General features: G+C 55.9%; 22 protein-coding genes and 1 pseudogene. 17 read left to right on the forward strand and 6 right to left on the reverse strand.

The features are described from left to right. The first annotated feature begins 18 nt into the window (after positions 1-18). Both MRBLMD1_RS01390 and galU read left to right on the forward strand, forming a co-directional pair. On the forward strand, positions 19-828 hold the full coding sequence (locus MRBLMD1_RS01390; RefSeq protein ID WP_364396794.1) for an enoyl-CoA hydratase/isomerase family protein: 810 nt from the start codon (positions 19-21) through the stop codon (positions 826-828). Positions 829-837: 9 nt separating this feature from the next. After that, a complete protein-coding gene (galU, locus tag MRBLMD1_RS01395) occupies positions 838-1,728 on the forward strand; it encodes a UTP--glucose-1-phosphate uridylyltransferase GalU (protein ID WP_364396797.1) in 891 nt (296 codons plus the stop codon). Positions 1,729-1,736: 8 nt separating this feature from the next. Here galU and MRBLMD1_RS01400 read toward each other — a convergent pair whose 3' ends face one another. The 5 genes from MRBLMD1_RS01400 to MRBLMD1_RS01420 form a co-directional block, all read right to left on the reverse strand. Then, complete coding sequence (locus MRBLMD1_RS01400) at positions 1,737-2,132, reverse strand: VanZ family protein (RefSeq protein WP_364396800.1); 396 nt, start codon at positions 2,130-2,132, stop codon at positions 1,737-1,739. Positions 2,133-2,437: 305 nt separating this feature from the next. After that, positions 2,438-3,040, reverse strand: a complete 603-nt coding sequence (locus MRBLMD1_RS01405) for an LPXTG cell wall anchor domain-containing protein (RefSeq protein ID WP_364396803.1) — start codon at positions 3,038-3,040, stop codon at positions 2,438-2,440. A gap of 168 nt (positions 3,041-3,208) precedes the next feature. After that, entirely contained in the window at positions 3,209-4,702 is a 1,494-nt protein-coding gene (locus MRBLMD1_RS01410; RefSeq protein ID WP_364396806.1) for a DUF4012 domain-containing protein, read from the reverse strand. Between the two features lie 388 nt (positions 4,703-5,090). Further along, entirely contained in the window at positions 5,091-6,599 is a 1,509-nt protein-coding gene (locus MRBLMD1_RS01415; protein WP_364396809.1) for a polysaccharide biosynthesis tyrosine autokinase, read from the reverse strand. 738 nt (positions 6,600-7,337) lie between these two features. Further along, positions 7,338-7,523: a hypothetical protein gene (locus MRBLMD1_RS01420; protein WP_364398038.1), complete on the reverse strand. Its 186-nt coding sequence runs from the start codon at positions 7,521-7,523 to the stop codon at positions 7,338-7,340. Between MRBLMD1_RS01420 and MRBLMD1_RS01425 the strand changes: the two are divergent. The 14 genes and pseudogenes from MRBLMD1_RS01425 to MRBLMD1_RS01490 form a co-directional block, all read left to right on the forward strand. Next, a pseudogene (locus MRBLMD1_RS01425) lies at positions 7,443-7,922 on the forward strand (nucleoside-diphosphate sugar epimerase/dehydratase); the annotation flags it as partial. The gene MRBLMD1_RS01420 and the pseudogene MRBLMD1_RS01425 sit on opposite strands and share 81 nt — an antisense overlap. A 120-nt stretch (positions 7,923-8,042) precedes the next feature. Further along, positions 8,043-9,104: a UDP-N-acetylglucosamine 4,6-dehydratase family protein gene (locus MRBLMD1_RS01430; RefSeq protein WP_364397976.1), complete on the forward strand. Its 1,062-nt coding sequence runs from the start codon at positions 8,043-8,045 to the stop codon at positions 9,102-9,104. Further along, entirely contained in the window at positions 9,097-10,236 is a 1,140-nt protein-coding gene (locus MRBLMD1_RS01435; RefSeq protein ID WP_364396812.1) for a DegT/DnrJ/EryC1/StrS family aminotransferase, read from the forward strand. The genes MRBLMD1_RS01430 and MRBLMD1_RS01435 overlap by 8 nt, the downstream gene beginning before the upstream one ends. Further along, the gene (locus MRBLMD1_RS01440; protein ID WP_364396815.1) at positions 10,233-10,880 is read left to right on the forward strand and encodes a sugar transferase; all 648 of its coding nucleotides are present in this window, start codon (positions 10,233-10,235) and stop codon (positions 10,878-10,880) included. Before MRBLMD1_RS01435 ends, MRBLMD1_RS01440 begins: the two co-directional genes overlap by 4 nt. Beyond that, a complete protein-coding gene (locus MRBLMD1_RS01445; RefSeq protein ID WP_364396818.1) occupies positions 10,816-12,162 on the forward strand; it encodes a glycosyltransferase family 4 protein in 1,347 nt (448 codons plus the stop codon). The genes MRBLMD1_RS01440 and MRBLMD1_RS01445 overlap by 65 nt, the downstream gene beginning before the upstream one ends. Then, entirely contained in the window at positions 12,152-13,207 is a 1,056-nt protein-coding gene (locus MRBLMD1_RS01450; protein ID WP_364396821.1) for a polysaccharide biosynthesis protein, read from the forward strand. Before MRBLMD1_RS01445 ends, MRBLMD1_RS01450 begins: the two co-directional genes overlap by 11 nt. Further along, complete coding sequence (locus MRBLMD1_RS01455) at positions 13,204-14,307, forward strand: NAD-dependent epimerase/dehydratase family protein (RefSeq protein WP_364396824.1); 1,104 nt, start codon at positions 13,204-13,206, stop codon at positions 14,305-14,307. Before MRBLMD1_RS01450 ends, MRBLMD1_RS01455 begins: the two co-directional genes overlap by 4 nt. After that, positions 14,304-15,452, forward strand: coding sequence for a non-hydrolyzing UDP-N-acetylglucosamine 2-epimerase (gene wecB / locus MRBLMD1_RS01460; protein WP_364396827.1), 1,149 nt, complete (start codon positions 14,304-14,306; stop codon positions 15,450-15,452). Before MRBLMD1_RS01455 ends, wecB begins: the two co-directional genes overlap by 4 nt. Beyond that, entirely contained in the window at positions 15,445-16,170 is a 726-nt protein-coding gene (locus MRBLMD1_RS01465; protein ID WP_364396830.1) for a NeuD/PglB/VioB family sugar acetyltransferase, read from the forward strand. The genes wecB and MRBLMD1_RS01465 overlap by 8 nt, the downstream gene beginning before the upstream one ends. A 52-nt stretch (positions 16,171-16,222) precedes the next feature. Then, a complete protein-coding gene (locus MRBLMD1_RS01470; protein ID WP_364396832.1) occupies positions 16,223-17,512 on the forward strand; it encodes a nucleotide sugar dehydrogenase in 1,290 nt (429 codons plus the stop codon). 61 nt (positions 17,513-17,573) lie between these two features. After that, the gene (locus tag MRBLMD1_RS01475) at positions 17,574-18,173 is read left to right on the forward strand and encodes an acyltransferase (RefSeq protein ID WP_364396835.1); all 600 of its coding nucleotides are present in this window, start codon (positions 17,574-17,576) and stop codon (positions 18,171-18,173) included. Next, positions 18,173-19,264 carry a DegT/DnrJ/EryC1/StrS family aminotransferase gene (locus tag MRBLMD1_RS01480; protein ID WP_364396838.1) on the forward strand — a complete coding sequence of 364 codons (1,092 nt, stop codon included), beginning with the start codon at positions 18,173-18,175 and terminating at the stop codon, positions 19,262-19,264. Before MRBLMD1_RS01475 ends, MRBLMD1_RS01480 begins: the two co-directional genes overlap by 1 nt. Then, positions 19,264-20,262, forward strand: a complete 999-nt coding sequence (locus MRBLMD1_RS01485) for a Gfo/Idh/MocA family oxidoreductase (protein WP_364396841.1) — start codon at positions 19,264-19,266, stop codon at positions 20,260-20,262. Before MRBLMD1_RS01480 ends, MRBLMD1_RS01485 begins: the two co-directional genes overlap by 1 nt. Positions 20,263-20,561: 299 nt before the next feature. Continuing rightward, positions 20,562-21,725 (forward strand): lipopolysaccharide biosynthesis protein, encoded by a 1,164-nt coding sequence (locus MRBLMD1_RS01490; protein WP_364396844.1) that lies wholly within the window; start codon positions 20,562-20,564, stop codon positions 21,723-21,725. Here the strand turns inward: MRBLMD1_RS01490 and MRBLMD1_RS01495 are convergent. Further along, entirely contained in the window at positions 21,722-22,627 is a 906-nt protein-coding gene (locus MRBLMD1_RS01495) for a hypothetical protein (RefSeq protein WP_364396847.1), read from the reverse strand. The two genes, MRBLMD1_RS01490 and MRBLMD1_RS01495, sit on opposite strands and share 4 nt — an antisense overlap. A 645-nt stretch (positions 22,628-23,272) precedes the next feature. On the opposite strand from MRBLMD1_RS01495, the gene glmS reads away from it, so the two are divergent. After that, the gene (gene glmS, locus MRBLMD1_RS01500; RefSeq protein ID WP_364396850.1) at positions 23,273-25,165 is read left to right on the forward strand and encodes a glutamine--fructose-6-phosphate transaminase (isomerizing); all 1,893 of its coding nucleotides are present in this window, start codon (positions 23,273-23,275) and stop codon (positions 25,163-25,165) included. The last annotated feature ends 902 nt before the right edge of the window (positions 25,166-26,067 follow it).

A 26,067-nucleotide genomic window follows, 5' to 3' on the forward strand; every position in this document is an offset into this window, starting at 1 on the left:
TTCACCAGAAGGAGCCCCATGATTTCCCTTTCCATCAGCAACGGCATCGCCGAGGTAGTGCTGGACGCGCCGCACAAGCTGAACTCGCTGGATGAGCAGGCGCTGCGGGATTTAGCACAGGCGTACGACGACGCTGCTGCCGCCGCCTCACGCGGTGAGGTGCGGGCGCTGCTGCTGAGGGGAGAGGGACGGGCGTTCTGCGCGGGCCGGGACATCGCCGGGGTTACCCCGGAGAATGACGACGCCGCCGCGTACCTGGGCGGGCTGGTGGAGCCTCTGCTGAAAAAGATGGCCGCTTTCCCGGCGCCGACGTTCGCTGCGGCGCAGGGCGCCTGCCTGGGTGTGGGGCTGGGGCTGCTGCTGGCCACGGATGTGGTGTACGTGGCGGAGAACGCGAAGTTCGGCTCGCCGTTCGCCAAGCTGGGGGCGACGCTGGATTCGGGCGGGCACTGGTACTTCACTGAGCGGCTGGGCATGCACCGGACGCTGGACCTGATCTACACGGCGGACCTGATCTCGGGAACTGAGGCGGTGGCGCAGGGCATGTTCAGCCGCGCCATGCCTGCTGGTTCCCTGCTGGAGTCGACGCGGGCGATTGTCTCGCGGGTTGCTGCCGGCGCCACGGGCGCCTTTGTCGCCTCCAAGGAGCTGGTGGCGCACATCCGCGACCAGCGGCTGGGCCTGTGGCAGGCCATGCAGGAGGAGAACGAGGAACAGGCGCGGCTCTGCAAGACCGAGGACTATGCAGAGGGTTTCCGCGCGTTCCAGGAGAAGCGCGAGCCGAAGTTCACGGGCAAGAAATTGCCTTTGTCCGCTGCTGATTTGTAGGGTTCAGCTATGACTAAGCGGAAAGCAATTACCAAGGCCGTCATTCCTGCTGCCGGATTGGGAACTCGCTTCCTGCCCGCAACCAAGGCAATGCCGAAGGAAATGCTGCCGGTGGTTGACCGTCCGGCCATCCAGTATGTGGTGGAGGAAGCGGTTGACGCAGGCCTTACAGACCTACTGATGATCACGGGCCGCAACAAGCGTGCGCTGGAGGACCACTTCGACCGCGAGCCCGGCCTGGAGGCTGCGCTGGAGGCCAAGGGGGACAGGGACAAACTGGGGATGGTGGAGTACGCCTCCAATCTGGGCCCCATCCACTACGTTCGCCAGGGCGAGGCGAAGGGCCTGGGCCACGCTGTGCTCTGCGCCCAGCAGCATGTGGGCGACGAGCCGTTCGCGGTGCTTCTAGGTGACGACCTCATCGATGAGGCGGAGAACCTGCTGGGCACCATGATGGAGGTGCAGCAGAAGACCGGCGGTTCGGTGATCGCGCTCATTGAGGTCGATCCGTCGCAGATCAGTGCCTATGGCTGCGCGGACATTACTGCTGTCGAGGGTGAGGACTACGTCCGAGTCAACAGCCTGGTGGAGAAGCCGGCCGTCGGAGAGGCGCCGTCCAATTTGGCCGTGATCGGCCGATATGTGCTGCACCACTCTGTGTTCAGCGTTCTGGAGAACACCGCGCCCGGCCGCGGCAACGAGATCCAGCTGACCGATGCCCTTCAGACGCTCGCTGCCGGCGACGGTGAAGGCTCGGGTGTATACGGCGTAGTGTTCAAGGGCCGCCGTTACGACACCGGCGACAAGCTGAGTTACCTGAAGGCCGTCATTACGCTCGCTTCCGAGCGAGTGGAATTCGGTGAGGACTTGAAAACCTGGATGAAGAGCTTCGTTGGCTAAATCAGCTCCTAGCGCTCTGGGGAGGCCTGCTGCCGAAAGGTGGTGGGCCTTCCCTTTTTCGTGGCCCAGGCGGCCAGCAGTGCCCCGGCGGCAGCTCCTGATGTGTTGGTAACGATATCTGACAGGCTTTCAAAGCGGTCGTGAAGAAACCAGAGCTGACCGAGCTCGATGCAGCCAGAAACCAGCAGACCAAAAGCGCCAATTTGCCACCAGCGTTTGGCCGGAAATGCTAGCGCAGCCACGAATCCGACGGGCATAAAGAGCGCGACGTTGGCTGAAGCCTCTATGAATTGGTAGTTGAACCAGAGGGGAACGTTGTGTTGGTGGAGAAAACTGAGGACTCCTGCAAGTTGCCCTGACACTGGTTTGTCCACCGGTGATGGCCAAAACGCGATGAAGGCCAAGGGTATGGCCATCGCTGCGAGGACCAGTTGCCAAAGACGATGGTTGTTGAGGAGTCTCAAACGAGAGCTAGGTGGTCCGTAGAACGGCGAATGCTGCCGTCCCGAGTGCAGATACGGCCAAAAGGACAAAAAGTGCATAGCGCAGCATTTGGCGCCGGGGGAGTGGGATAAAGAAGTTGTACACCTGCGGTTCTTTGCGCCAATGTCTTCCCATACATCAAATTGATATCACATAGAGCAAAAGGTGGGTGCTTCTCCGTGTCGGGAGAAGCACCCACCTTTCATGGTGCTGTATAGCGCTGGTGCTATGCAGCAGTCCCTGCCTTGTTGCGACGAACCAAGATCACGCCTGCTGCGCCCAGGCCCAGGGCACCAACGCCCGCCGCCCCCCACAGAAGAAGACTTGCGTCTGCACCCGTGTTCGCCAGGCCGCCAGTGTTGGCCAGAGGAGCGCCGCCGGCGGCGTTGCCCCCGGTGTTAGCCAAAGAGGCTGCAACGGTAACCGTAACGGGTCCAACGGTGACACCCGAGGTGTTACCCGTTGCCGTGAGCGTGTACGTACCTGCCTCGTTGATAGCGATCGGAAGAGCGAAAGCGCCCTGTGCGTCCGCGGTGGTGCTCAGAGTCTGTCCTTCCGTGACCACGCTGATGCGCGCAGCAACAGCGCGGCTACCGGCAATGTTTGCTCCATTGGATGCAGGAGCCTGTCCGGGAGTCACGCGGATGGTCAATGTTTCCCCGGCAAGGAAGCCCCGTCCGCGGAAAACGAAAGTTTCGCCTGGTCCAACAACGCCGTCAGAAACGGCTGCCTGCGGCGGAAGCGGCGGGTATGTTGCAGCCATTGCCGGCGCGGAGCCGATAAGAGCAATAGATCCAGCAAGCGCGAGTGTTGCGAGTGTTTTTTTCATGTGTCCCCCCGGAGACGTTTAAATTTTGTTTGACCGCATCTTGAGGAAACCTCTCCGCAAGAGACCATTCGCGGAAACACGGTGCTGTACCACAGCAGAATCTATCATCGAATGAGCTATGACAGCAATGTCATAAAGAGCATTCGGCTGGCCGTAACGTTCTCGCGTTCACTCACACTCCGCAACTTGCACCGGCAGTTTCACTTGGTCGACGGGCTGCGCTGTTGGTGTGACCACGAGCGAGGGAAGGGCAGATTGAACTACCTTAACAAATTTCATCTCAATTTCACCCGTTTGTCCGGGACTCAACTTGGTTGTCACGATGCCGACCGGGCGATCGCTGTGGGTATAGGAACCGAAGCTGATTTGTTCAGCGTCGCGGCTGGCGCCGTTCAGCAGAGATTGTGACGGCCCGTAAACAACGATATTCGTTTGGACAGAGCCTGGCGACACACCGTATCTACCCCCGCCTGTCACTGCTTCCGGTAGAACCACAGCAGCGTTGGAAGGGGCTGTATTCGTGAGCTTGACCCTGACAACATAGTTGCTGTATCCATCCTCAGAGCAGGATTTGATGAGCTGCACCTCTCGGCGGACGTAATAATCCATTTTCGCTCCGGTGCCATCGTTGAAGTAGACGCCGAAGGAAGCTCCCCCTGCAGTTGCCCCTAAGACTGCACCGCCTACAGCACTAGACTTCAAGACCTCTTGTTCCTCTTTATGGTCACTCCATACATAGAGTCTGTTTTCCTGTGCGCTCTTCACTAGTGCTTGCACTAGTCCTTCACCAGAAATCTTTCCCGAAGATAAAGAATCAAATACTGACTTCGACGCAGCAGCAAAATACGCGTCTTGGCTGGAGTTATCGGCGATGTTCAAATATGCATCGGAAAGGAGTACCTGAACGACGTTATCAGCCGAAAGCGCTGAGGGTAACTTGGCAGTATCTTCCCTTTGACCTTTAGATGCCGCGACGGGGATGGGGCCAGATGATTCGAGGAGATGAGCTAGCACCACTGGATCGATGGCGACTACGCCGTCGATATGTTCTCCATATCGTTGCTCCCACATTGCCTTCGCAGCTGATGCCGCCGTAGGAAAGTTCGGGGTTAGGTTAACATCGCTGATGAACGTGCCCACTCTGTCTGTATATATGGAGCGTTCAGCAGGATCCATATATACCGGGGGCTGAAATCTTCCGAGCGAAGCGCCGCTGGTTTCGCTGCGAAGTTGCATGACGCCTTTGTCGATATGAAGCTGCGCCAATGCGCCCGGCAATCCTCCCGTAGCTCGTAACTCGGCATTGTTTTGGATCAATAGAAGGTACTCTCTTGGCCCGTCCGAACCCATCATGCTCGGAAGGACGCGTGAAGCGTCAGCTGCGGCGCGCAGGGGGATTCGGAAGTTGTCCAAGGTGCCGAGCGCGCGACTAAGAGGTTCCGAGATTTGAGGAACGAGCTGCGAGCGGTCGATTGCCGAGAGACGTTCGTACGTGAGTTGAACAGTGTTAGCGGCAGTAGATATGGAAGGCGAGGCTGAGACAAGGGGCGTGAGATCCACTCTGCCGTGCATCGGCGAGAGTGTCGTCCAATCCAACGCATTGAAGGCACCAAGTAGAGGCTCACCTGCGCCGGCGATCAAGTCGTTAGTTGAGAGCGCCACCTCAGTGAGTGAAGTAAAATTTGCGCCGATATACGGGAGAGCGCCTGCGGACGTCCACACTGGATCTGCGGTCGCTATTTGGGCCGCTTCAGAGTGACGACGGATTCGTTCCAGCGTGTCATATGCCGCCCCGGGGTCCTTTGCCAGTAGAGCGGACTTTAGCTCGGGAAACAGACTACTGACGGCAGTTAGTTCGGTCCGCACCTCGTTCGCGCGGTGCGCCAGCCAAGCGGACCCGAGCGCAAGCATGATGGCCAGGGCGCAAAGTGCCACAAGAAACCGCTTCAAAGTTAGGTTACGAGGGCTTTTGGATCTTCTTCGAGAGGGCACACTCTTGTCGAGCGAGGTTTTTGCCCTACCGACATCCCGGGGGCCGGCAGTCATATCACTAGCGGACACTGCGGTCTCGGCTGCCACCGGCCGGGAAATGTGAGGCTTGGCGAGCTTCTCCCCGCATTATTTCTCGGTCGATGGCTTCCTGCTGGAGAGTTTGACGTTCTTCAGCATATGAATGGGCTCGTGGTCCAGGTTTGAGTGATGATTTCGCACTCTCGTAGGACTGGTAGCTGTATGAGTAAGCATCGGGGCCTTTGGCCGGAAGCCGGTTGAGCACTATCCCGAGCAAATCGGCTTTGACCATATCGAGGGCATCCAAAGCCTTCTGGAGCTCAGTAGTCCTGACTTTCATGGCACCGACCACGACTACGACTCCGCCGGCCTGCTGGGCCAAGACGGCGGCATCCGTAACGGGGAGAAGAGGCGGAGCATCTATGACAACGGCGTCAAAGTCGCTTTCCAACTCGTTAATGAGTTGTTTCATCTTTAGTGAACCCAGTAACTCACTTGGGTTTGGCGGTACTTGCCCCGCGGCCAGTACATACAAGTTATCCGAGCCCCATGGCTGGAGAAGGTCGCTGAGATCTGCTGCGCCAATGAGTGCAGTGGTTAGGCCCGCTCCTCGCTCAAGACCAAGATACTCCGCTACCATCGGACGCCGAAGATCGGCATCCACTAGAGCCACGCTTTGGCCAGACTGCGCTAGCGCGATCGCCAGGTTTGTGGCCGTCGTGCTTTTCCCTTCACCAGGGACAGAGGAGGTTACCAAAACAGTTTTGGACTCATGGCTCACGTGGGCAAACTGAAGGTTTGTACGGAGCTGACGATAGGACTCAGCTCTAGGGCTCTGTGGAGCAGTTTGCGTCAACAGGGGCTTCTTCGTGGCGTCCGCGTCGTAGCTGAGACCTCCAAGTACGGGAGCGGCCGATACTCGTCGCAGATCGTCTTCGCCCCGAATCCGAGTATCAAGGAGTGCCCGGAGCGTAGCTACAGCGAAACCGACGGCGAGGCCGATGAGCGCTCCTAGGGCAAGATTTAGCCTTGCGTTAGGTGAAGTGGGACTGGCGGGGGCAGTGGCAGGCGTTATGATCGAAAGCTTGACTGGCGACCTTCCTCCTACTGAGGGCCTTTCCAGCTCATCTACCACATTGATAAGACTGTTGCTGACCGCCTGCGCGATAGCCGCCGCCTGTACCGGTGACTCGTCTGTGACGGAGATGCTTATCAAGACGGTGCTGACATCTGAGGTCGCGGCTATCTTCCCCGCAAGCGCGCCAGGAGTGGTCTCCAAACCTAGGGCCTCGATAACAGGTTGAAGGACAACGGGGGTCCTCACAGTCTTGACATAAGACTGGACACGGGCTTGCGTGAAGACGTTGCCTTGCTGAAGTTCGGTTACGGTCTCTGAATTCTGGAGGGCCACAAAGAGCTTCGTGTCGGACTGATACGTAGGCCGCATGAGAATAGTGGCGCCACCCGCGCCTAATAGCCCTATTAGCACGCCTGAGACAACAACCATCCAATTTCGCCGGAAAACGCGCCAGTAGTCTTTCAGCTCCAAAGGGGGGGCCACCTCTCAATGTGGTTTATGGCATATTTACTCGGTATCCTACCCGTTTACACCGTCTGGGGGCGTATCGGTGGTCCATCGCAGAGTGAACGAAACCGGCACGCAAGCAGGGGTAGTAGACAATCTCCACCCGGTCCAGGACTGGGTACTTCAGGATCCAACCGGCCCAAGCTTGTAACTACCGACTACGGTGCACATGTCGACGAGGGCTGAAGCGGGATCGGAAGCAGGCTCACGAGGTTTCGGTCACAATTGGCCGACACGATTTATGGAGCGGGCGCCCCGCCGACCCCATCATTCCTGACCCACGAATACCGAAAGCATCGAAAGTGACTTCGTCACGGCAGTAACAGATCCTGTTGCATGGCGTAGCAAACCGCCAAGTTTGACTGTCATCTGACACAATCTGCAGTTTAGGCGGCAAGGCTCCAGCTTGTTGAAATAATATCGCCCACAATCGCCGGCTGACAGAGCTTGTCCTGTGAGGTGCTTTAATGTTCTGGGACAGAGCAGCAGGGGGACGACGGGCCTTAGTGCCGCCCGGTGGCAGTTGCCGAGGGCTGATTGATTTCAAGCAACCCCACGCTCTTCCACCTTGCCGCGAACCGGCATGCGTTGGATGGAAATACATATGGGGGACTATCTCTAATGGGATCAACAGTGGTGGCTGGACGCCCAAAGGCCGACCTTGACCGGCCGCAGCGCTGGGCCTTCCGCGTACTTCAATATTCAGTAGACGCCGAAGCTTGGATTATTGCCATCGCTTTCGCCGTTCTGTTTCGCTTCGATTTCGTGGCGGACCGAATTAGTTGGGGTTCGGTAGGTATTCTGGCCGTGTTGGCGGCCATCTTCCAGGCTCTCTTCGGATGGACATTGGCTCTCTATAGAGGCCGACACCAGCACGGCGCCTTCCACGAAGCACAAACTCTCCTGGCCACGGTCGTAGCTGTGTCCGCAGTACTATTCGGAGTAAATTTTTTCCTTCTGACGCCGGCTGGACTGCCTCGAAGTACGGCCCTCGTCGCGATGCCACTCGTATTTGTCCTCATGGGGGGAAGTCGATACGTGCAAAGGTTGCTTTCTGAACGGCGTACTCGGCCTTTGGAATCAGCTCAACCGACATTGATATACGGCGCAGGACAAACCGGCGCGTACTTGGTCAAGAGGATGTTAAGTGATCCGTCTTCCCCGTACCTTCCCGTGGGTCTCATCGACGATGACCCTCACAAGCGTCGTCTACGTCTAGCCAACGTACCCGTTCTAGGGGGTGCGGCTGATCTGGACCACGTAGCCCAAAAAACGGGAGCGGTCGCTTTGGTTCTTTGCATTGCGCGCGCAGACGCGGAATTCATCCGGGGGATATCAGATCGCGCCGACAAAGCCGGTCTACGAATGATGGTTTTACCGCTACTGTCGGAAATACTCGAGAGCGGTATGAGGCTCGCCGATCTGCGGGATGTCGCGATAGAAGACATTATCGGCCGTCACCCTGTTGACACGGAAGTCGAATCCATTGCTGGGTACATTGCTGGTAAAAGAGTACTTGTGACAGGAGCAGGGGGGTCTATTGGCTCTGAGCTCTGTCGCCAGTTGTCCCGATTCTCGCCCTCGGAGTTGATCATGTTGGACCGGGATGAGTCGGGTCTGCACGGCGCTCAGATGAGCATTTCCGGTCATGGACTACTAGATAGCGATGATGTTGTCCTATCCGACATTCGCGACACCCCTTCCCTCGAAGAAATCTTTAGTCGGCGCCGTCCTGAGGTCGTATTTCATGCCGCAGCGCTGAAGCACCTTCCGATGCTTGAGCAGTATCCAGAAGAGGCTTGGAAGACGAACGTGATCGGCACGTTGAACGTACTGTCAGCAGCCAGAAGCGTAGGCGTCAAGACCTTCATCAACATCTCTACGGATAAGGCAGCCAACCCTACCAGTGTCTTGGGCCACTCCAAAAGAGTCGCCGAAAGACTCACTGCATGGGCAGCAGCGGAGTCATGTGAAAACTACCTGTCCGTACGCTTCGGCAACGTGATCGGTAGTCGAGGATCGATGCTCCCGACATTCATCGCGCAAATTGAATCGGGGGGGCCTCTCACTGTTACTGATCCAGAAGTTACTAGATTCTTTATGACGATCCCCGAGGCTTGCCAATTGGTAATCCAGGCTGGCGCAATAGGCCGCCCCGGTGAGGTCCTGATCTTGGACATGGGAAGACCTGTCAAGATTCTGGACGTTGCTCGGCGCATGATTTCTATGTCCGGGCGCGCAATAGACATTGTCTTCACGGGCCTACGGGAAGGCGAGAAGTTGCACGAGGAGCTCATGGGGGAGACCGAGCACGACAATCGTCCCTTTCATCCGCAAATCACCCATACTGAGGTTCCCCCTCTCAGTCCATATGGTCTCGACCACGAAAAATGGGAAAAAACGAGCCTTCGGAGGACTACTGCGTCTAAGCCTTACTCAGCTTCATCGATAGGAACATCCAATGAGTGAACGCATTCTCATGTCTTCTCCTGACATCGGGGAGCTTGAAGAAAAGTACTTACTGCGGGCTTTGCGCTCTGGATGGGTAGCGCCGTTGGGTCCCGACGTTGATTCATTTGAAGGAGAAGTGGCGTCCAGGGTGGGGCGTCGCTTTGCAGTCGCCCTCAGCTCGGGAACAGCTGCACTTCACCTGGCCTTGTTGGCCAAGGGAGTAGGACCAGGAGACGTGGTTCTTACCTCCACGATGACGTTTGCCGCGACAGCGAACGCCATCATGTACACAGGGGCCGAACCATACTTCATCGACTCTTTAGAAGACGGCGGCAATATCGATCCAGTACTACTTGAGCATGCGCTTAAGGTGCTCACGGATTCAGGAGAGAGGGTTGGAGCAATTGTCTCTGTCGACCTACTCGGCAAATCCGCGGACTACACATCCCTTGAACTTTTAGCCGTCAGGTATGGTGTTCCGCTCATCGCCGATGCTGCGGAATCCCTGGGGGCACTACATGCAGGGCGCCCTGCGGGTGCGTGGGGCGACATAGCCATTTTTTCGTTCAACGGGAACAAAATCATTACCACGTCAGGGGGCGGTATGCTCCTGACTGATGACGGAAGAGTTGCAGAGAGAGTCCGCTACCTTGCCACTCAAGCACGACAGCCGGTAGTTCATTACGAACATACAGAGGTTGGGTATAACTACAGGCTCAGCAATCTGTTGGCTGCCCTGGGCAGAGCTCAGCTGGTCCGGCTGGACAGCATGATTGAGAAGCGCAGGCAGCATCGCGATACGTACCGACAGCTCGTGGCTGAGGTTCCCGGTGTCTCCATTTTTGGGGGAGACAGGGATGACGATGACAACTTCTGGTTGACCTCGTTATTGATTGATCCTCAAGTGGCGGGATTCTCCCCCATTGAGCTTCGAGAGGCCTTAGAAGTGTCCAATGTAGAATGCCGACCGCTGTGGAAGCCCATGCACTTACAGCCTGTCTTTGAGTCATTCCGTTCCCTGTCGAATGGAACTTCCGAGCGGCTTTTTAGGAACGGTCTTACGTTGCCGAGCGGCTCTGCCCTCAGGCCAGAAAGCATAAGGGTTGTAACCCAAGCTCTGACGGATTTCTTTGAGAGACATCGTAAGTGAATACGTCTCCGCGCAATCCGTTGTCTGAGAGTGCAAAACGGTTAACTGACGTCATCTTATCGGCCACCGGTCTGATCATCACTGCCCCTGTCCAGATGGTGGTGGCCGCTCTCGTTTGGCGTAAGCTAGGCCGACCTGTTCTCTTCAAACAGGAACGCCCCGGGCGCTTCGGTCAAACCTTCATGCTCATGAAGTTTCGAACCATGATGCCAGTCGATGCCTCAAGTGGACGTGTGACCGACGCGGAACGCCTAACTCGATTCGGTATCTTTCTCAGATCGACAAGCCTCGATGAACTTCCTACGCTACTGAACGTTCTCAAAGGCGACATGAGCATGGTGGGTCCGCGGCCACTGCTCGTCAGTTACTTGGATAGATATACGCCCGAGCAAAGCCGTCGCCATCTTGTGCGCCCTGGTATAACCGGCCTGGCTCAGGTAAGAGGTCGCAATCTGTTGTCGTGGGATGAGAAGTTTCGCTTAGATGTTATCTATGTCGATAACAGAACGCTTCTGATGGATTTGCATATTCTATTTTTGACTATTAAATCTGTAGTCGGTCGCCACGGCATATCAGCTGATGGGAGCGTCACAATGCCAGAATTCCAGAGAAGATCCGCTCATAGCGAAGCGCAGGACGTGTAGTGGGGAAGAACGCGTGTTAGTAGGAATTGTTTCGCAATGGTACGATCCTGAACCTGTGCTCATACCAAAAACACTCGCAGAGGCGCTCGTCCATACTGGTTCAAAAGTGAATGTTCTGACGGGTTATCCAAGTTACCCGACGGGTGAGATCTATCCTGGATTCAAACCACTAGGATCCTCCTTCGAATCTCGCGAAGAAGCGGATGTGCTTCGAGTAAAAAGCTTCCTGAGTCATGACCGAAGCGCCGTTAAAAGAATTTGTTCATTTCTCAGTTTCGCGCTTAGCTCCACTCGACGCAGTGGGTTTTTGCGTTCATGTGATGTTGTGTACGTCTACGGAACGCCGATGACCGCGGCCGTAGCCGCCCTGCTCCTAAAGGTCACTCGGCGAGTGCCCTACGTCATTCACATACAAGACTTGTGGCCCGAGTCGGTAGTCGATTCAGGGATGGTGAGACCGGAAATCCTCCGCCGGCTGCTGCAGAGTGCCATCGGTTCCGGACTAAAGCCGCTGTATGACCATGCAAGCCACATAGTCGTCATTTCCCCGGGTATGAAACGGGCCCTAGTCGACAGGGGAGTACCTGCTCACAAAGTAAGCGTTACCTACAACTGGCATGTCTCTGACGCAGATTCAATCCCCCCCGCCGCTGCAGGGGCTACAGACGAGCCTCTTCACTTCGTATACGCAGGAAACATAGGAGCGATGCAGGACGTCGAAACCATCGTTCGCGCTGCCGCTTCGGTTCAAAATGAGCTCAAAATCCGCGTGAGTATCTATGGTTCAGGAGTTGCTCAAGGGGAGGTGCAATCGCTTGCCCGACAATTGGGTGCGAACAACGTGACGTTCATGGGCCGGATCGATGCGAAGGCTATGCCGGAGGTCTATCAGAGCTCTGACTTCCAACTAGTCACCCTAAAGAACCGGGACGTTTTCCGAATGACGATCCCTTCCAAGTTCCAGGCCTCGATGGCTCATGGAGTTCCGGTGATCACAACAGTGGGCGGTGACCTCGCGAAAATTTGTCGACAATACGAGGTGGGCTTCGTGGCGGAACCTGAGGATCCTTCGTCGCTAGCCCAGGCGTTTCGAGCTGCAGTAGCGCAGCGCCCTGCCGAGCGCCATTCCATGTCCCGAAGGGCGCAACAGCTTTATCGAGATGAACTTAGTGCCCGTAGCGGCACTGATCAGATTATCGCCCGTCTGTCGACGGTTGCAGATGAAAACAAGAAAACCAGGACCCTGAGTCGGAAGTTTGAGGAACGAGCAAATGCGTCGTAGTGATTATTCGGGCAAGAAGCTGCTAATTACCGGGGGCACCGGTTCTTTTGGCCACACGGTCGCTGCCCAACTTCTTGCAAGCGATGTCGAACAAATTCGAATTTTTAGTCGTGACGAGGCCAAACAGGACGCCATGCGTCACGAAATGAGTGATTCAAGGTTGAAATTCTACGTCGGTGATGTGCGTGACTATGACAGCGTCTACCGAGCCAGCCGGGATGTTGACTTCATCTTCCATGCAGCCGCGTTAAAGCAGGTGCCTTCGTGCGAGTTTTTTCCAATGGAGGCTGTTAGGACGAACATTGCGGGCAGCGAAAATGTAGTTCGCGCCGCGGATGCTAACCGCGTGCGGTCTGTTGTTTGCTTGGGAACAGACAAAGCTGTTTACCCGGTGAACGCAATGGGTATGACCAAGGCCCTTATGGAGAAGGTTGCTCAGTCGTACGGCCTAAACAATCCTGACACTGAAACTGTCGTGTCGTGTGTTCGCTACGGGAACGTAATGTACTCACGCGGATCGGTGATTCCGCTATTTATTCGTCAGATAAAGCACGGCAAGAAGATCACCATTACGGACCCTTCCATGTCCCGGTTTCTGATGTCCCTTGCAGATTCTGTCGATCTCGTAGACTTCGCATTTCACCATGCCTCGCAGGGCGACCTGTTCGTGAAAAAGGCGCCCGCCTCAACAATTGGTGACCTTGCTACGGCCATCTGCAACCTCTTCGAAGTAGCTCCGGATATCGAAGTTATAGGAACCAGGCATGCTGAGAAGGCGTCGGAAGCCCTTGCAACACGCGAGGAGCTAACGCGCGCAGAGGACCTTGATGAATACTTTCGGATTAAGGCGGATAAGCGCGACCTGAATTACAAGCTCTACTTTACCGAGGGCGTCCGGGAGCAGGCTGCTTATGCTGATTATGATTCTCACACGACGAATCAGTTGACCGTTCCTGAGATTGAAAAGCTTCTGCTAACGCTGCCGGAAGTTCGGGATGAACTGAAGGCGGCAAATCTCGTCAAAAGACTTGAGCCAATAGCATGACGGGGTCGTCTCGCACCGCGCTAACCGGTGCTGGCGGTTTTTTGGGCTTCCACACCCGCGCCTTGCTTCACAGTTTGGGTCAAGAAGTAGATGCAGTCTTAGTTGGAGATGCATTCGACGAAGACGAGGCACTCGGTCGGCTGGACGGTGCTGACCGTCTCATTCACTTGGCTGGCGTCAACAGAGGTACCGAAGCCGAAGTGGCCAGCGGTAACGTCAGATTCGCTGAGCAATTGGTGCGAATTCTGACACGCTGCAAAATACCGCCTTCCGTAGTCGTTTACGCTAACTCTATTCAAGCTGGTAACGGAAGCGTTTATGGCGTTGCAAAAGAAGAGGCCGGGAGACTTTTAGGAGAGGCCGCTGACAGGCTGGGAGTAGAGTTCGTTGATCTAAAGCTACCCAACCTATTTGGTGAACACGGAAAGCCCTTCTACAACTCTGTGACTGCTACATTCTGTCACTTGCTGGCCCGCGGAGAGCAGCCCCAGATCCAGGGAGACAAGTTACTTTCCCTCATGCATGCGCAGCACGCCGCTGAACTGGCCGTTGGTGTACGCAGACTTGATTCTATGGGTTCATGCGTTGTCGAGTTATATGTAAGTGAGCTGCTTTCGCATCTCAAAACTGTTGCAGATACCTATAGAGACGGCACTATCCCCAAGCTGAATACAGCATTCGATCGTGACATCTTTAATACGTATAGGTCGTATTTACGCCCCGAAGACAGGGTATTCGGGCTTAGTCGGCATGCAGACAAACGCGGTTCTTTTTTTGAGATAGTAAAGTCTGAGTTGAGCTCCGGTCAAACGTCCTTCTCCACCACAGTTCCGGGGGTTACACGCGGTCAGCACTTTCACCTCCGTAAGATCGAGCGGTTTACCGTTTTGTCTGGCGCCGGCGAGATCTCCTTACGTCGTTTATTTGACGATGAGGTAATTCGAGTCAAGGTTGATGGGCTACAGCCCGTTGCTATCGATATGCCCACGATGTGGGCCCATAGCATCACGAATATAGGCACTGATATCTTGTACACCGCATTTTGGATAAATGAATTGTTCGACCCTGAATCACCGGATACTTTTGCGGAGGACGTATGACTAAGCAGAGCGACAAGCTCAAGGTTCTCACTGTAGTCGGGACCCGGCCGGAGATTATCAGACTCGCTGCTACCATTCGTCGACTGGATCGTTTTACTGAGCATGTTTTGGTGCACACGGGCCAGAACTATGACTATGAACTTAATGAAGTATTTTTCGAGGACCTGGGACTGCCACGTCCTGACTATTTCTTGAACGCGGACACCACCTCGCTGGGCGCGGTCTTGGGCTCCATTCTGTCCTCCGTGGAGAAGGTTTTGCTTCAAGAAAAGCCGGATGCCATGCTCGTTCTCGGGGATACCAACAGCTGTATCTCAGCCGTTATGGCGAGAAGGCTCAAGATCCCTGTCTTCCACATGGAAGCCGGGAACAGGTGCTTCGATGAGAACGTTCCGGAGGAAGTCAATCGACGTTTGGTAGACCATGTCTCGGACTACAACCTGGTGTACACAGAGCACGCGCGTCGAAACTTACTAGCCGAAGGTATCCATCCTTCTCGGATACTGCTTACCGGGTCTCCGATGCGCGAGGTTCTCGAGGCGAATGCTGCAGCCTTCGAAGCGAGTACCGTTCTGGCTGACCAAGGTTTGCAGGAGGGACAATATTTCCTTGTAAGCCTTCATCGCGAGGAAAACGTGGACAACCCGGCGAGATTGGAAGAAGTACTTCGAGCCCTGAACGCGCTCTCGCAAGCCTACGATCTGCCGGTATTGATCTCAACCCATCCTCGCACACGACTACGCCTTGAAACTCAGTCAGACGATCTTAAAGCCGGGCTTCGTTTTCATCCGCCTTTTGGGTTCAATGACTACGTCCGCCTTCAAAAGTCTGCACGGCTGGTGTTATCGGATAGTGGAACGATCAGTGAAGAGTCACTCCTTCTACAATTCCCTGCAGTTACTTTGCGTGATTTCATTGAGCGGCCCGAGTCTTTGGACGTGGGTGGGATCATAACTACCGGGTTAAGCACGGCCGCGATAATTGACTCAGTTCGGGTCACGCTTGCCCAGTTCGACGCAGATGGACCACCTTCAGTCCCCGCTGAATACTCCATCAATGATGCCTCTCGACGTGCCTTCAACTTCATAAGGTCAACGTCTCATAGCCATCTCCAACGCACAGGCATACGGCGTGCAGGTGCCTAGCAAACCCAACTTCTTGTATGCAGGGAACCTCTCATGCCCTGTCGAAGAGAATGCCCAACATGCAGAATCGGGATATGCGCAGCGGATTGTCATTGCGGGCGTCGGGGGCTTTGGTCGAGAAACAGTTGATGTAGTAACGGCTATCAATGGCGACGGCGAGGAGCTACAGCTTGACTTGCTTGGAGTTGTCGATGATCGACCAAGTCAGGTACACCTCGCGGCTCTCGCACGCCAGGGATACACCTACCTGGGCCCTGTTCAAGATCTGCCTTCTGCTCACGGCGATGCGATGTTTGTTGTAGGAATAGGAAAGCCAAGCGTGCGGGAGCTTGTTGCGGGCCGACTTATGGACTTCGGTATGTCGAGCATCGCTCTAGTTCACCCGAAATCGGCGGTGGGCTCTGCTTCAGCGATAGGTGCGGGTTCTGTCGTGTGCGCCGGCGTACAGATTTCAACCAATGTCACATTGGGAGCGCACGTGCATCTGAATCCAGCCGCTGTTATCGGTCACGACGTCAAGATATTTGATTTTGTGTCCGTGAACCCCGGTGCTGTGATTTCAGGGGATGTCGAGATCGAAAAGGGCGTCTTGATAGGTGCGGGTGCTGTAGTCCTCCAAGGACTCCGCATCGGAGCTGGTGCCGTTGTTGGAGCAGGTGCCGTCGTAGTTAGGGATGTTGCTCCTGGGTCCATAGTGAAAGGCGTTCCCGCACGCTAGATGCTGACTAGTCGCGGATATCGAATTTGCATCAATGAAAGCGGGTCAAGCTATGAAAATTGCAGTGATTGCATTAGGAAAGATCGGGCTGCCACTGGCAGTGCAGTTTGGGTCCAAGGGCCATGAAGTCGTGGGCGTCGATGTGAATCGAACGACAGTCGATCTCATAAATGCTGGGCTCGAACCGTTCCCAGGCGAGGCGCACCTACAGCAGAAGCTAGCCGAAGTGGTGGGGAATGGAAACCTTCGAGCTACTACGGACTATGCAGACGCCGTCCCAGACGCGGACGCAGTTGTCGTGGTGGTACCACTTTTCGTCGACAAAGATGCCAAGCCGGACTTCACGTGGATGGATGATGCGACGGCGGAGCTGGCAAAGTACTTGCGCCCAGACACCTTGGTCTCTTATGAAACTACGCTGCCTGTTGGAACGACCCGTACTCGATGGAAACCAGCTTTAGAAGCTGGTTCAGGCTTGGTCGAGGGCCGGGATTTTCATCTGGTCTTTTCGCCCGAGCGTGTGCTCACCGGGCGGGTTTTCGCGGATCTGCGAAAGTATCCCAAGCTCGTTGGAGGTCTTTCCAAACTCGGGGCTGAAAAAGCTGTCTCATTTTATGAGGCCGTTTTGGACTTTGATGAACGACATGACTTGGGCAGGCCCAACGGCGTATGGGACTTGGGCTCCGCGGAGGCATCCGAGCTGACGAAGCTGGCCGAGACAACCTACCGCGACGTGAATATCGGTTTAGCGAACCAATTCGCACGTTTCGCTGCTACCAAAAGCATCGATATATATAGTGTGATCGAGGCCGCTAACTCTCAGCCCTATAGCCACATTCATACTCCGGGTATCGCTGTTGGAGGGCACTGCATTCCTGTCTACCCGAGACTCTATCTCTGGAACGATCCTCACGCGACGGTGGTTAGCGCTGCTCGTGAAGCAAATGCTGGCATGCCGGAATATACCGTCGGTTTGCTGGAGGGTGCGTACGGGGAGTTGAAGGACCAAAAGGTCGTTGTTCTGGGCGCCGCCTACCGGGGCGGTGTAAAGGAGTCTGCTTTCTCGGGAGTTTTTGACACTGTTAGTTCCCTTGAAGCAAGAGGTGCCTCTGTTTCAGTTCATGATCCTCTTTACAACGATGAGGAACTAGAAAAGATGGGTTTTCGAGCCCACACCCTCGGGCAACCGGTGGATGCCGCCGTGATACAGGCAGACCACGCCGAATACCGACACCTAACCGAAACCGATTTGCCTGGCGTCAAGGTGGTCGTAGACGGCCGGCGTGTGAGTGCGAAAGAGAATTGGAAGAGTGCGACGTATCGTGTGATTGGCCAGCTCTGAAGCGACCCCATCATGCGTACCCGGTACAGATTCGACACATATTTTTCACAAGAGGATCACTATGACGACAAGCATTGCCCCGAGCGCTGATGTTTCTGAGGCGGTGACGCTCGGGGCCGGAACAAAAGTCTGGCACCTTGCCCAAGTGCGCGAGGGAGCATTAATCGGTGAAAACTGCATAGTTGGACGAGGAGCCTACGTTGGCCCCGGAGTTAGCATCGGCCAGAACACCAAGATCCAAAATTACGCGCTGGTCTACGAACCCGCCTTGCTAGAGTCCGGGGTCTTCGTTGGACCAGGTGTAGTTCTTACTAACGACACATACCCGCGTTCTGTAAACCCAGATGGATCACAGAAGAGTTCGGATGATTGGTTGCCAGTCGGTGTCATTGTCAGGGAGGGCGCTTCTATCGGTGCGCGGGCGGTCTGTGTGGCTCCGCTAACCATAGGACGCTGGGCGACTATCGCAGCCGGTGCTGTTGTAACGAAAGACGTTCCAGCTTTTGCCCTGATGGTCGGTGTACCGGCGAAAAGACGCGGCTGGGTGGGTAAAGCCGGACAGGTTCTTTTCCCTCATGAGCAATTTTGGGTCTGTCCTTCCACTGGTGACAGATATGTCGAAGACGGAGAAACGTTGAGAGAGGTACAGGAACAGGAATGATGACTGAGGACTTCATACCGGCGGCTAGGCCGTTGATCGGTGAAGAGGAACGGGCGGCAGTTGACTCTGTCCTGGCATCAGGGATGCTCGCGCAGGGGGAAGAAGTTGCTGCTTTCGAAAAGGAGTTTTCGCAAGTACTGCTCGACGGACGTCCAACCGTGGCCGTGAATTCAGGTACTTCCGGTCTCCACCTCGGCCTCCTTGCCGCCGGCGTGGGACCGGGGGATGAAGTCGTTGTCCCCTCCTTCACATTCGCCGCGACGGCTAATTCCGTGGCCCTCACAGGTGCGACGCCGGTCTTCGCAGACATCGAGCTGGACCACTACACGATGGATGTTCATCATGCGAGATCACTCATCAACGAGCGAACAAAGGGCATTATGCCGGTCCACCTTTACGGCCATCCGTTTGATGGGCCCAGCTTCTTATCGTTGGCAGATGAGCATGGAATCGATATTTACGAGGATGCCGCACAAGCCCATGGGGCTAGTTTCGAGGGGAACATGGTGGGCACCTTTGGGAAATTCGCAATGTTTAGTCTTTACCCGACCAAAAATATGACTTCGGGCGAAGGCGGAATGGTATCGTCAGCGGACGAAGATGTTGTACGGAGCCTGCGACTTCTCCGCAACCAGGGCATGCACAAGCAGTACGAAAACGAACTCGTGGGGTTTAACGCTCGCATGACTGATCTCCATGCCGCCATTGGGAGAGTTCAACTTACAAAAGTTCTGGCGTGGACCAAGAAACGGCAGGCGAACGCAGAGTTCTTGTCTCAGAACCTGAGCGGGGTCGGTCTCCCTAAAGTGGCGCAGGGGGCGGAGCATGTCTACCATCAGTACACCATCCGTGTGCCGGAAGACAGGGACGGCCTGGCTAAGGCCCTACGAGACGAGTACAACATTGGCTCGGGTGTATATTATCCAGTCCCCAATCACCGCTTGCCGTCGTTCGCTCGACAGGAAGACCTACCCAACACAGAACTTGCCGCTAAAGAAGTTCTTTCACTGCCAGTTCACCCATCTCTAACCTCGCAACATTTGGAGAGAATCGTCACCGCGGTAAATGCCTTAGTCGAGGCTGGTTCGTAATGACAAATCTACGAGTTGGTCTTGTGGGTCTAGGCATGATGGGACGTCATCACGCTCGTGTGATCAGGGAAGTAGAAGGAATAGAGCTCGTAGGGGTAGCGGACGGACAGGGGGATGTTCATGGTGCTGCGGGAAATCTTAGGGTCCTCTCTTCCGTTAGCGAGCTGGTCGCCGTTGGTATTGATATGGCAGTGGTCGCAGTCCCAACCGGGCTTCACGAAGAGGTTGGACTGGCATTGGCAGAGGCCGGCATCCACGCCCTTATTGAAAAGCCCATCGCCTCGACCGTCCAGGCGGGGCAGCGATTGGTGGAAGCGTTCAAGGCGAGAGACCTTGTAGGAGCCGTCGGACACATCGAACGGTTCAATCCAGCGCTACAGTCAATGCGGGCGAGAATTGAAGCGGGTGAATTGGGCGAGGTCTACCAGATTGCTACCCGCCGGCAAGGGCCCTTTCCTGCCCGTATTGCTGATGTTGGTGTCGTTAAGGATTTAGGAACTCACGACATCGACCTGACGGCATGGCTAGCCAGGAGCAAATTTGAATCCATTTTTGCCCGGACGACAACTCGCAGCGGTCGAGCGCATGAGGATATGGTTGCTGCCACGGGTCATCTTACAAGGGGCATCATAACCAATCACTTGGTCAACTGGCTTTCGCCTATGAAAGAACGGCTGACAATAGTAACTGGCGAAAAGGGCGCCTTTGTTGCTGACACCTTGACTGCGGATTTGACATTTTTCGAAAACGGAACCGTTGCCACTCAGTGGGATTCCATGGCGGCATTTAGGGGCGTTTCGGAGGGCAACGTGACCCGCTTGGCAATTGCGAAGCCGGAGCCGCTCAGAACCGAACATGAGGCGTTCCGGGATGCAGTGCTTGGTATACGCAGCGACATTGTGACAATGGAAGACGGCTTGAACACACTGCGTGTAGCTGAAGCAGTCCTCGAGTCGGCAGTAACTCGGCGCGTGGTAGACATAGAGCCACTCGGCTAAAGAAGGGTACCTGCCTGAAAATAAGTTGTTCAGCCAGCGCCCAACGATTAGGCGCCTGCTCGTTTGCAAGTCATTGGTCGAGATATACACCCGTATTTCTAGCATACGACGCTTTTACTCATGTTGATCCGCGAGCGCCAGCGGACCTGTCGTTTTGACTATGGTGTAAATCCCTGCCGAAGGTATGCGAGGCCGCCCCTAGGAAAGTTGAAAAAATGAGAAAGATAGGGGCTTTGTGGGGCCGACTGCCGAGCCTCCATATATTTTTGGGGCTCGCTTTCGGTCAAGGCATCGTGCTAGTGAGCACCCCATTGTTGACGCGTCTGTACTCGCCGTATGAAATAGGGGTATCAGGCACCTTCCTGGCGGCTGCAAGTATTTTAGGTACTGTGGCAACTTTTCGTTTTGAAAACCTAATCCCGGCCGCTGAAGGAAGAGCAGTAACATGGCTCATTCACTGCGCACTCGTTTCCACTGCGATAACGACCAGCTTTGCAGTATTAGCCTTCTGGATTGTGTCTGGATTCGACATGCTAAATGCGTTTTTGTTTGGCCTAACTGTGCTGGGGCTTGCAGGAGTTAGCTTACTAATGCAGATTGCCGCACGAAGGAAGAATCTCAAGGGTATTCCCACAGCGAAAGCTCTCCAAGGTGCAGGGCAAACTGGGATTCAACTTGCCTCCGGAATCTCGGCCATCACGAGTCTCGGAATGCAACTGGGGATCGCTGCTGGGTACATTCTTAGCGTGACAGCACAAATGCTCTTTTTGCGCAGGGCAGATACCTTCGAGCCTGAGAAACCTGGCTGGAATCGGCGCCCTCGAAAACGTCAACTGTTCCGACAGGCATCGGTACTGGTGGTTGCAGCCCTCATAAACATCTGCACAGTGTGGATGTACCCGCTCCTTACCCAAGCATATTTCGGTGTTGAAGTCACTGGTCAGCTCACCGTTGCCCAGCGGATTGGCCTTGCTCCAGCGGCATTGATTGTTGCATCACTTAGCCCGGTCGTCATCAGTCGCATGTCTGAGCTTATACGCGAGGGACATTCAGTAGGACTTGAGTTCAAACGGTGGCTTATTCGTCTCTCACCACTCGGATGCCTGGCATTTATAGCGATGTTGGTAGTTCCGAAGAATTGGCTCGAATTTGTTTTAGGAGGGGACTGGTCATTGTCGCGAGACTATCTATCGGCTATGGGACTCATGGTGGCCGCCCAAGTCGTAATTGGCCCCTTTGGATTGTTGCTGGTATTGCAAGGGCGTTCGCGGCACCAACTCCTTTGGGATGCCAGTCGGCTTGTGGGGCTCTTGGCAGTTACTTCGGCAACAGCTGCTCTCTCGCGGAACCCTGTGGCAATGATCTGGGCGGCCTCGATCGTCCTGACCCTATTTTACTGCGCATACGCAGTAATTGTATTGAGGGGTGGCGGAGAGCAGCGAACTTCCCCGAGCGCCGTCTAGCCGCGATTTCCCGCCTCATCAAACTGAGCGGGGGGAAAGATCTCAGCCAGGAGTCTTTGAACGTCAGCCTCAGGTCCGTCATCCCAGAAGAGCTTAGTCTTCGCCAAAGCGGCCGCCTCTTCAATTTTGACGATTTGTTCTTGCTCCGCGCGGCTGAATAGATAAATGGCATCTGCAAGACCTTCAATATCTTGCTCCCCGCACAATCTACCGATAGCGTGCTCCTCGACAAATTCTTTCTGGGCCGTTCTGTCGGTACCCACTATAGCAAGCCCCATCAGGGCGTACTCATATAGTTTGGTTGGAACGGCAAGATCGTTTTGGCCCGTTTTTGTGATCATGGACAGTCCGATTCCATATGGAGTAAGAAGTGAGGGAATCTTATCGGCAGTAACCGCCGGGATCAGTCGTAGGTTGCTTGGGCGTCCGCGCTCGTTGACATAGTCCACGAAGAGTTTCTCTTGGTGTGCATTGGGAAACCTTCGCACGAGGTCAATGGCGATTTCATAGCCGCGCTGTTCGCAAAGTACGGCAAGGTCCACAATGCTTTTCATACCGTAGGGTTCGCTTAGGGTGCCTGTATGAATTACTCGCCGGAAGCGTTCCATATCATTGGCAAATGTGGCTTTGTCGTAAGCTTTCCTTAAAGGAAAATTTGGAGATATGGAAACCGGAGCCCCAGCGTTAATGTATTTGACCGACATGGCGGTAGCAACAACGTTCGCTCCGCCAATACGCTTCGTGGCCCACACTTGAAAATTGTCAATCATTTTACTGGCGAGCGTCTTAATGGTCTTTGGCGCCGATATTTTTGAGACATAGTAGGATGAATAATACTCGTGGACATCGTAAACGACGCGGCCCCTTGTTAGGGTGGCCCAGACTAATGCAATTGGAAGCATGTAGAGGTCGTGAATATGCCAAGCTTGCGCATTTTCTTTGTGGGCTCGAAGTGCAACCCTAGGAAGCTGGATGAGGCGTTGCTTGAAGGATGTCGCGCGACTGAAAATTTCTTCAGCAGCAATTGGATCAGTGCTTGCATTCCCCTCGCCGAGCCAAAAAAACTTAACTCTGTACCCGCATCTAAGGGCCGCCTGTGCGCACCTTAGGACTCTTTGATCGCCTCTGGGGTGGATTGTGGGGATGCAGATGAGGGGTGAGGTCTCAGAGGCATTCTCCGAAATTTCGAGCATCCACTGATCTGTTTCGACAGAGCGGAAGGTGGCATTAGTTTTACTCCGCAATTACTGTTCCTGCTTCCTAGGCACTTCCTTACACGATACTTCAGTCTAACCTTTTGCTCTCAGACTCGATCTTCAGGCGGTGCCGGCTCGGAGCTTTAGGCCTTACCGCACCGGTGGACAAATGACGAGTCCAACTCCACAGTTACGTGAGATGAAGACAGCGATTGATCGTGAGGCCCGTGTAAAAGACCTCTACCGACGAGTTGCCGAAAAGGTGCGTTGTCGGGATTGCTGGAGGCCGTCGCCGAGTATCGACGTCACTGTAATTCTGCCTTGGATACGCAGGCTGTATGGTGTTGCCTTGTGTGTGGAATCGTGGGTTACGTAGGCCGTTCGGTTGACGGTGCAATTAATGGTCACAGTGCGTTGGATGTTGTCCTGGAGGGGCTGCGGCGTCTGGAGTACCGCGGTTATGACTCTGCCGGTGTGGCTGTGGTGTCCCAGGGGGCTATCGAGTCGCGGAAGAAGTCGGGGAAGCTGAGCAACCTGATTGGTGAGCTGGAGGCCCGGCCGTTGCCGGAGACCCTGACCGGTATTGGCCACACGCGGTGGGCGACGCACGGTGGTCCGACGGACCGCAACGCGCACCCGCATCTGGCTGATGGCGGCAAGCTCGCCGTGATTCACAACGGCATCATTGAAAACTTCGCTGAGCTCAAGCTTGAGCTGCTGGAGAAGGGTGTGACGTTCCTGTCCGAGACGGACACGGAGGTCGCCGCGGCGCTGCTGGCGGACATTCTGCGCAACCAGCTGGGCGGGGATACCGCCAACGGTGGCCTGACCCGGGCCATGGAGCTGGCGTGCCAGCGCCTTGAGGGTGCTTTCACGCTGCTGGCCGTGCACGCGGACCAGCCCGACGTCGTCGTGGCCGCGCGCCGTAACTCACCGCTGGTGGTGGGCCTGGGCGAGGGGGAGAACTTCCTGGGTTCGGACGTGTCCGGGTTCATCGATTACACCCGCCGCGCGGTGGAGCTGGGCCAGGACCAGATCGTCACGATCACCGCCGACACCGTCACGATCACTGATTTCTTTGGCAACCCGGCCCAGGGCAAGGAATACCACGTGGACTGGGATCCGGCGTCGGCGGAAAAGGGTGGGTTCTCCTCGTTCATGGAGAAGGAAATCCATGACCAGCCCGACGCCGTCGCGCAGACCCTGCTGGGCCGGTCGGACCTGGACGGCAAGCTGACCCTGGATGAGCTGCGGATCGACCCGGAGCTGCTGAAGCAGGTCAACAAGATCATCGTGCTGGCCTGCGGTACCGCCGCGTACGCGGGCATGGTGGCGAAGTACGCGATTGAGAACTGGTGCCGGATCCCCACCGAGGTGGAGCTCGCGCACGAGTTCCGTTACCGGGACCCGATCCTGGACGAGAAGACCCTGGTGGTCTCCATCTCCCAGTCCGGGGAGACCATGGACACCCTGATGGCTGTCCGGTATGCCCGGGAACAGGGTGCGAAGACCATCTCGATCTGCAACACCAACGGCTCCACCATCCCGCGTGAATCCGACGCCGTGCTCTACACGCACGCGGGCCCGGAGATCGCGGTGGCCTCCACCAAGGCGTTCCTGGCCCAGATCACGGCCGCGTACCTGCTGGGCCTGTACCTGGCGCAGCTGCGCGGGAACATCTTCTCGGGCCAGATCAAGGACGTCCTGGCGGACCTGAACAAGATCCCCGCGAAGATCCAGACCATCCTGGACAACGCCGGCCCGCTGCGCGAGCTGGCCCGGTCGATGGCCAACGAGAAGTCCGTGCTGTTCCTGGGCCGGCACGTGGGCTACCCCGTGGCCCTCGAGGGCGCTTTGAAGCTCAAGGAAATCGCGTACATCCACGCCGAAGGCTTCGCCGCCGGTGAGCTCAAGCACGGCCCCATCGCGCTGATCGATGAAGGCCAGCCCGTGTTCGTGGTGGTCCCGTCCCCGCGCGGGCGTGACTCGCTGCACGCCAAGGTGGTCTCCAACATCCAGGAAGTCCGCGCCCGCGGCGCCCGCACCCTGGTCATCGCCGAAGAAGGCGACGAAGCCGTGAAGGCCTACGCCGAGTACGTCTTCTACGTCCCCGAGACCCCCACCCTGCTGATGCCCCTGCTGACCACCGTCCCGCTGCAAATCTTCGCCGCGGAACTCGCCGCAGCCAAGGGCTACGACGTGGACCAGCCCCGCAACCTCGCCAAGAGCGTCACCGTCGAATAACCGGTTCGCACCAGGACGACTCTTCCGGCTGTAAATTGAAGTAGTCAGGCTGGATACTCGGATCAAGTTTGAACTCCTGGCGGTGTCTGCCCGCGGCTATCGTCCTCAGCAGGTTGGGTCAATAGCTGCCTTCGCGAACGCGCCAGTCTCGTAGGCAAAGTGGTAAAGCCACGTCCGCTTCGGGTCCTGTAGCGATAGAACTGGCATCGTCGTGTCTATTGCGATGATGTTTAAGTCGCCAGCAAAGCAGCGCTGGAAGATTAGGCGGGCCCTCGACACGTGGAATCTTGCTGTTATGACACTGGCCGTGTCCCACCCGTATTCCTGGGACAGAGTTCGCAGCGCCCGAGCTTCGCCCCGAGTGGTGATGGGCTCGGGCGAGAAACATATGACTTTGTACTTAAGCTTCTCATCGCAGATTGCTGGTCGTCCTGACTCTGACGAGGTAGGACTGGACACGACAAGAGTTTCGGCAAAACCAGTCTCCATCATGTTTTCTGCTAGCGAAATGCGATCGTACGAAGGCGCAAGCACGAAAAGTACGTCGGAGGATGTTGGCTTATCAACACTGGGAATAACGTACAAATGGTTTGCGAGTACGCACAGGCCCAGGACCAAAGTAACGGCCCCGGCGGCCGCATTCCAACCTGCCTTCTTCAATCGCCCTTTGTTCAATAGGGGCGACATGAGCCCGCGTCTGCAAGCACCTCTGATCCCGGCCCTCGGGGAAATGATCATATTCCTTCCGCCCTGCAAGGGGAGCCGTCCGGCTCTTTCTTCTGCAGCATACAGTCACTAGATGAGCGTGAGCAGGTGGCTTAGTTCGCTCCCGGACGGCTACTTAATATGCCCGCACAGCTCTTTACACCTGCGTTGGGTGGTGCTGCGAGTGCGATGGCCGC

Source organism: Pseudarthrobacter sp. LMD1-1-1.1 (genome assembly GCF_040676255.1).
In the GTDB taxonomy this organism is placed as follows: domain Bacteria; phylum Actinomycetota; class Actinomycetes; order Actinomycetales; family Micrococcaceae; genus Arthrobacter.

Excerpts from the sequence above, each read along its gene's own strand:
- MRBLMD1_RS01390 (WP_364396794.1), top strand. The coding sequence starts at position 19 with ATGATTTCCCTTTCCATCAGCAACGGCATCGCCGAGGTAGTGCTGGAC.
- galU (WP_364396797.1), top strand. The coding sequence starts at position 838 with ATGACTAAGCGGAAAGCAATTACCAAGGCCGTCATTCCTGCTGCCGGA.
- MRBLMD1_RS01405 (WP_364396803.1), bottom strand. The coding sequence starts at position 3,040 with ATGAAAAAAACACTCGCAACACTCGCGCTTGCTGGATCTATTGCTCTT.
- MRBLMD1_RS01430 (WP_364397976.1), top strand. The coding sequence starts at position 8,043 with ATGAGGCTCGCCGATCTGCGGGATGTCGCGATAGAAGACATTATCGGC.
- MRBLMD1_RS01435 (WP_364396812.1), top strand. The coding sequence starts at position 9,097 with ATGAGTGAACGCATTCTCATGTCTTCTCCTGACATCGGGGAGCTTGAA.
- MRBLMD1_RS01445 (WP_364396818.1), top strand. The coding sequence starts at position 10,816 with ATGGGAGCGTCACAATGCCAGAATTCCAGAGAAGATCCGCTCATAGCG.
- MRBLMD1_RS01450 (WP_364396821.1), top strand. The coding sequence starts at position 12,152 with ATGCGTCGTAGTGATTATTCGGGCAAGAAGCTGCTAATTACCGGGGGC.
- MRBLMD1_RS01455 (WP_364396824.1), top strand. The coding sequence starts at position 13,204 with ATGACGGGGTCGTCTCGCACCGCGCTAACCGGTGCTGGCGGTTTTTTG.
- wecB (WP_364396827.1), top strand. The coding sequence starts at position 14,304 with ATGACTAAGCAGAGCGACAAGCTCAAGGTTCTCACTGTAGTCGGGACC.
- MRBLMD1_RS01470 (WP_364396832.1), top strand. The coding sequence starts at position 16,223 with ATGAAAATTGCAGTGATTGCATTAGGAAAGATCGGGCTGCCACTGGCA.
- MRBLMD1_RS01475 (WP_364396835.1), top strand. The coding sequence starts at position 17,574 with ATGACGACAAGCATTGCCCCGAGCGCTGATGTTTCTGAGGCGGTGACG.
- MRBLMD1_RS01480 (WP_364396838.1), top strand. The coding sequence starts at position 18,173 with ATGACTGAGGACTTCATACCGGCGGCTAGGCCGTTGATCGGTGAAGAG.
- MRBLMD1_RS01485 (WP_364396841.1), top strand. The coding sequence starts at position 19,264 with ATGACAAATCTACGAGTTGGTCTTGTGGGTCTAGGCATGATGGGACGT.
- MRBLMD1_RS01495 (WP_364396847.1), bottom strand. The coding sequence starts at position 22,627 with ATGCTTCCAATTGCATTAGTCTGGGCCACCCTAACAAGGGGCCGCGTC.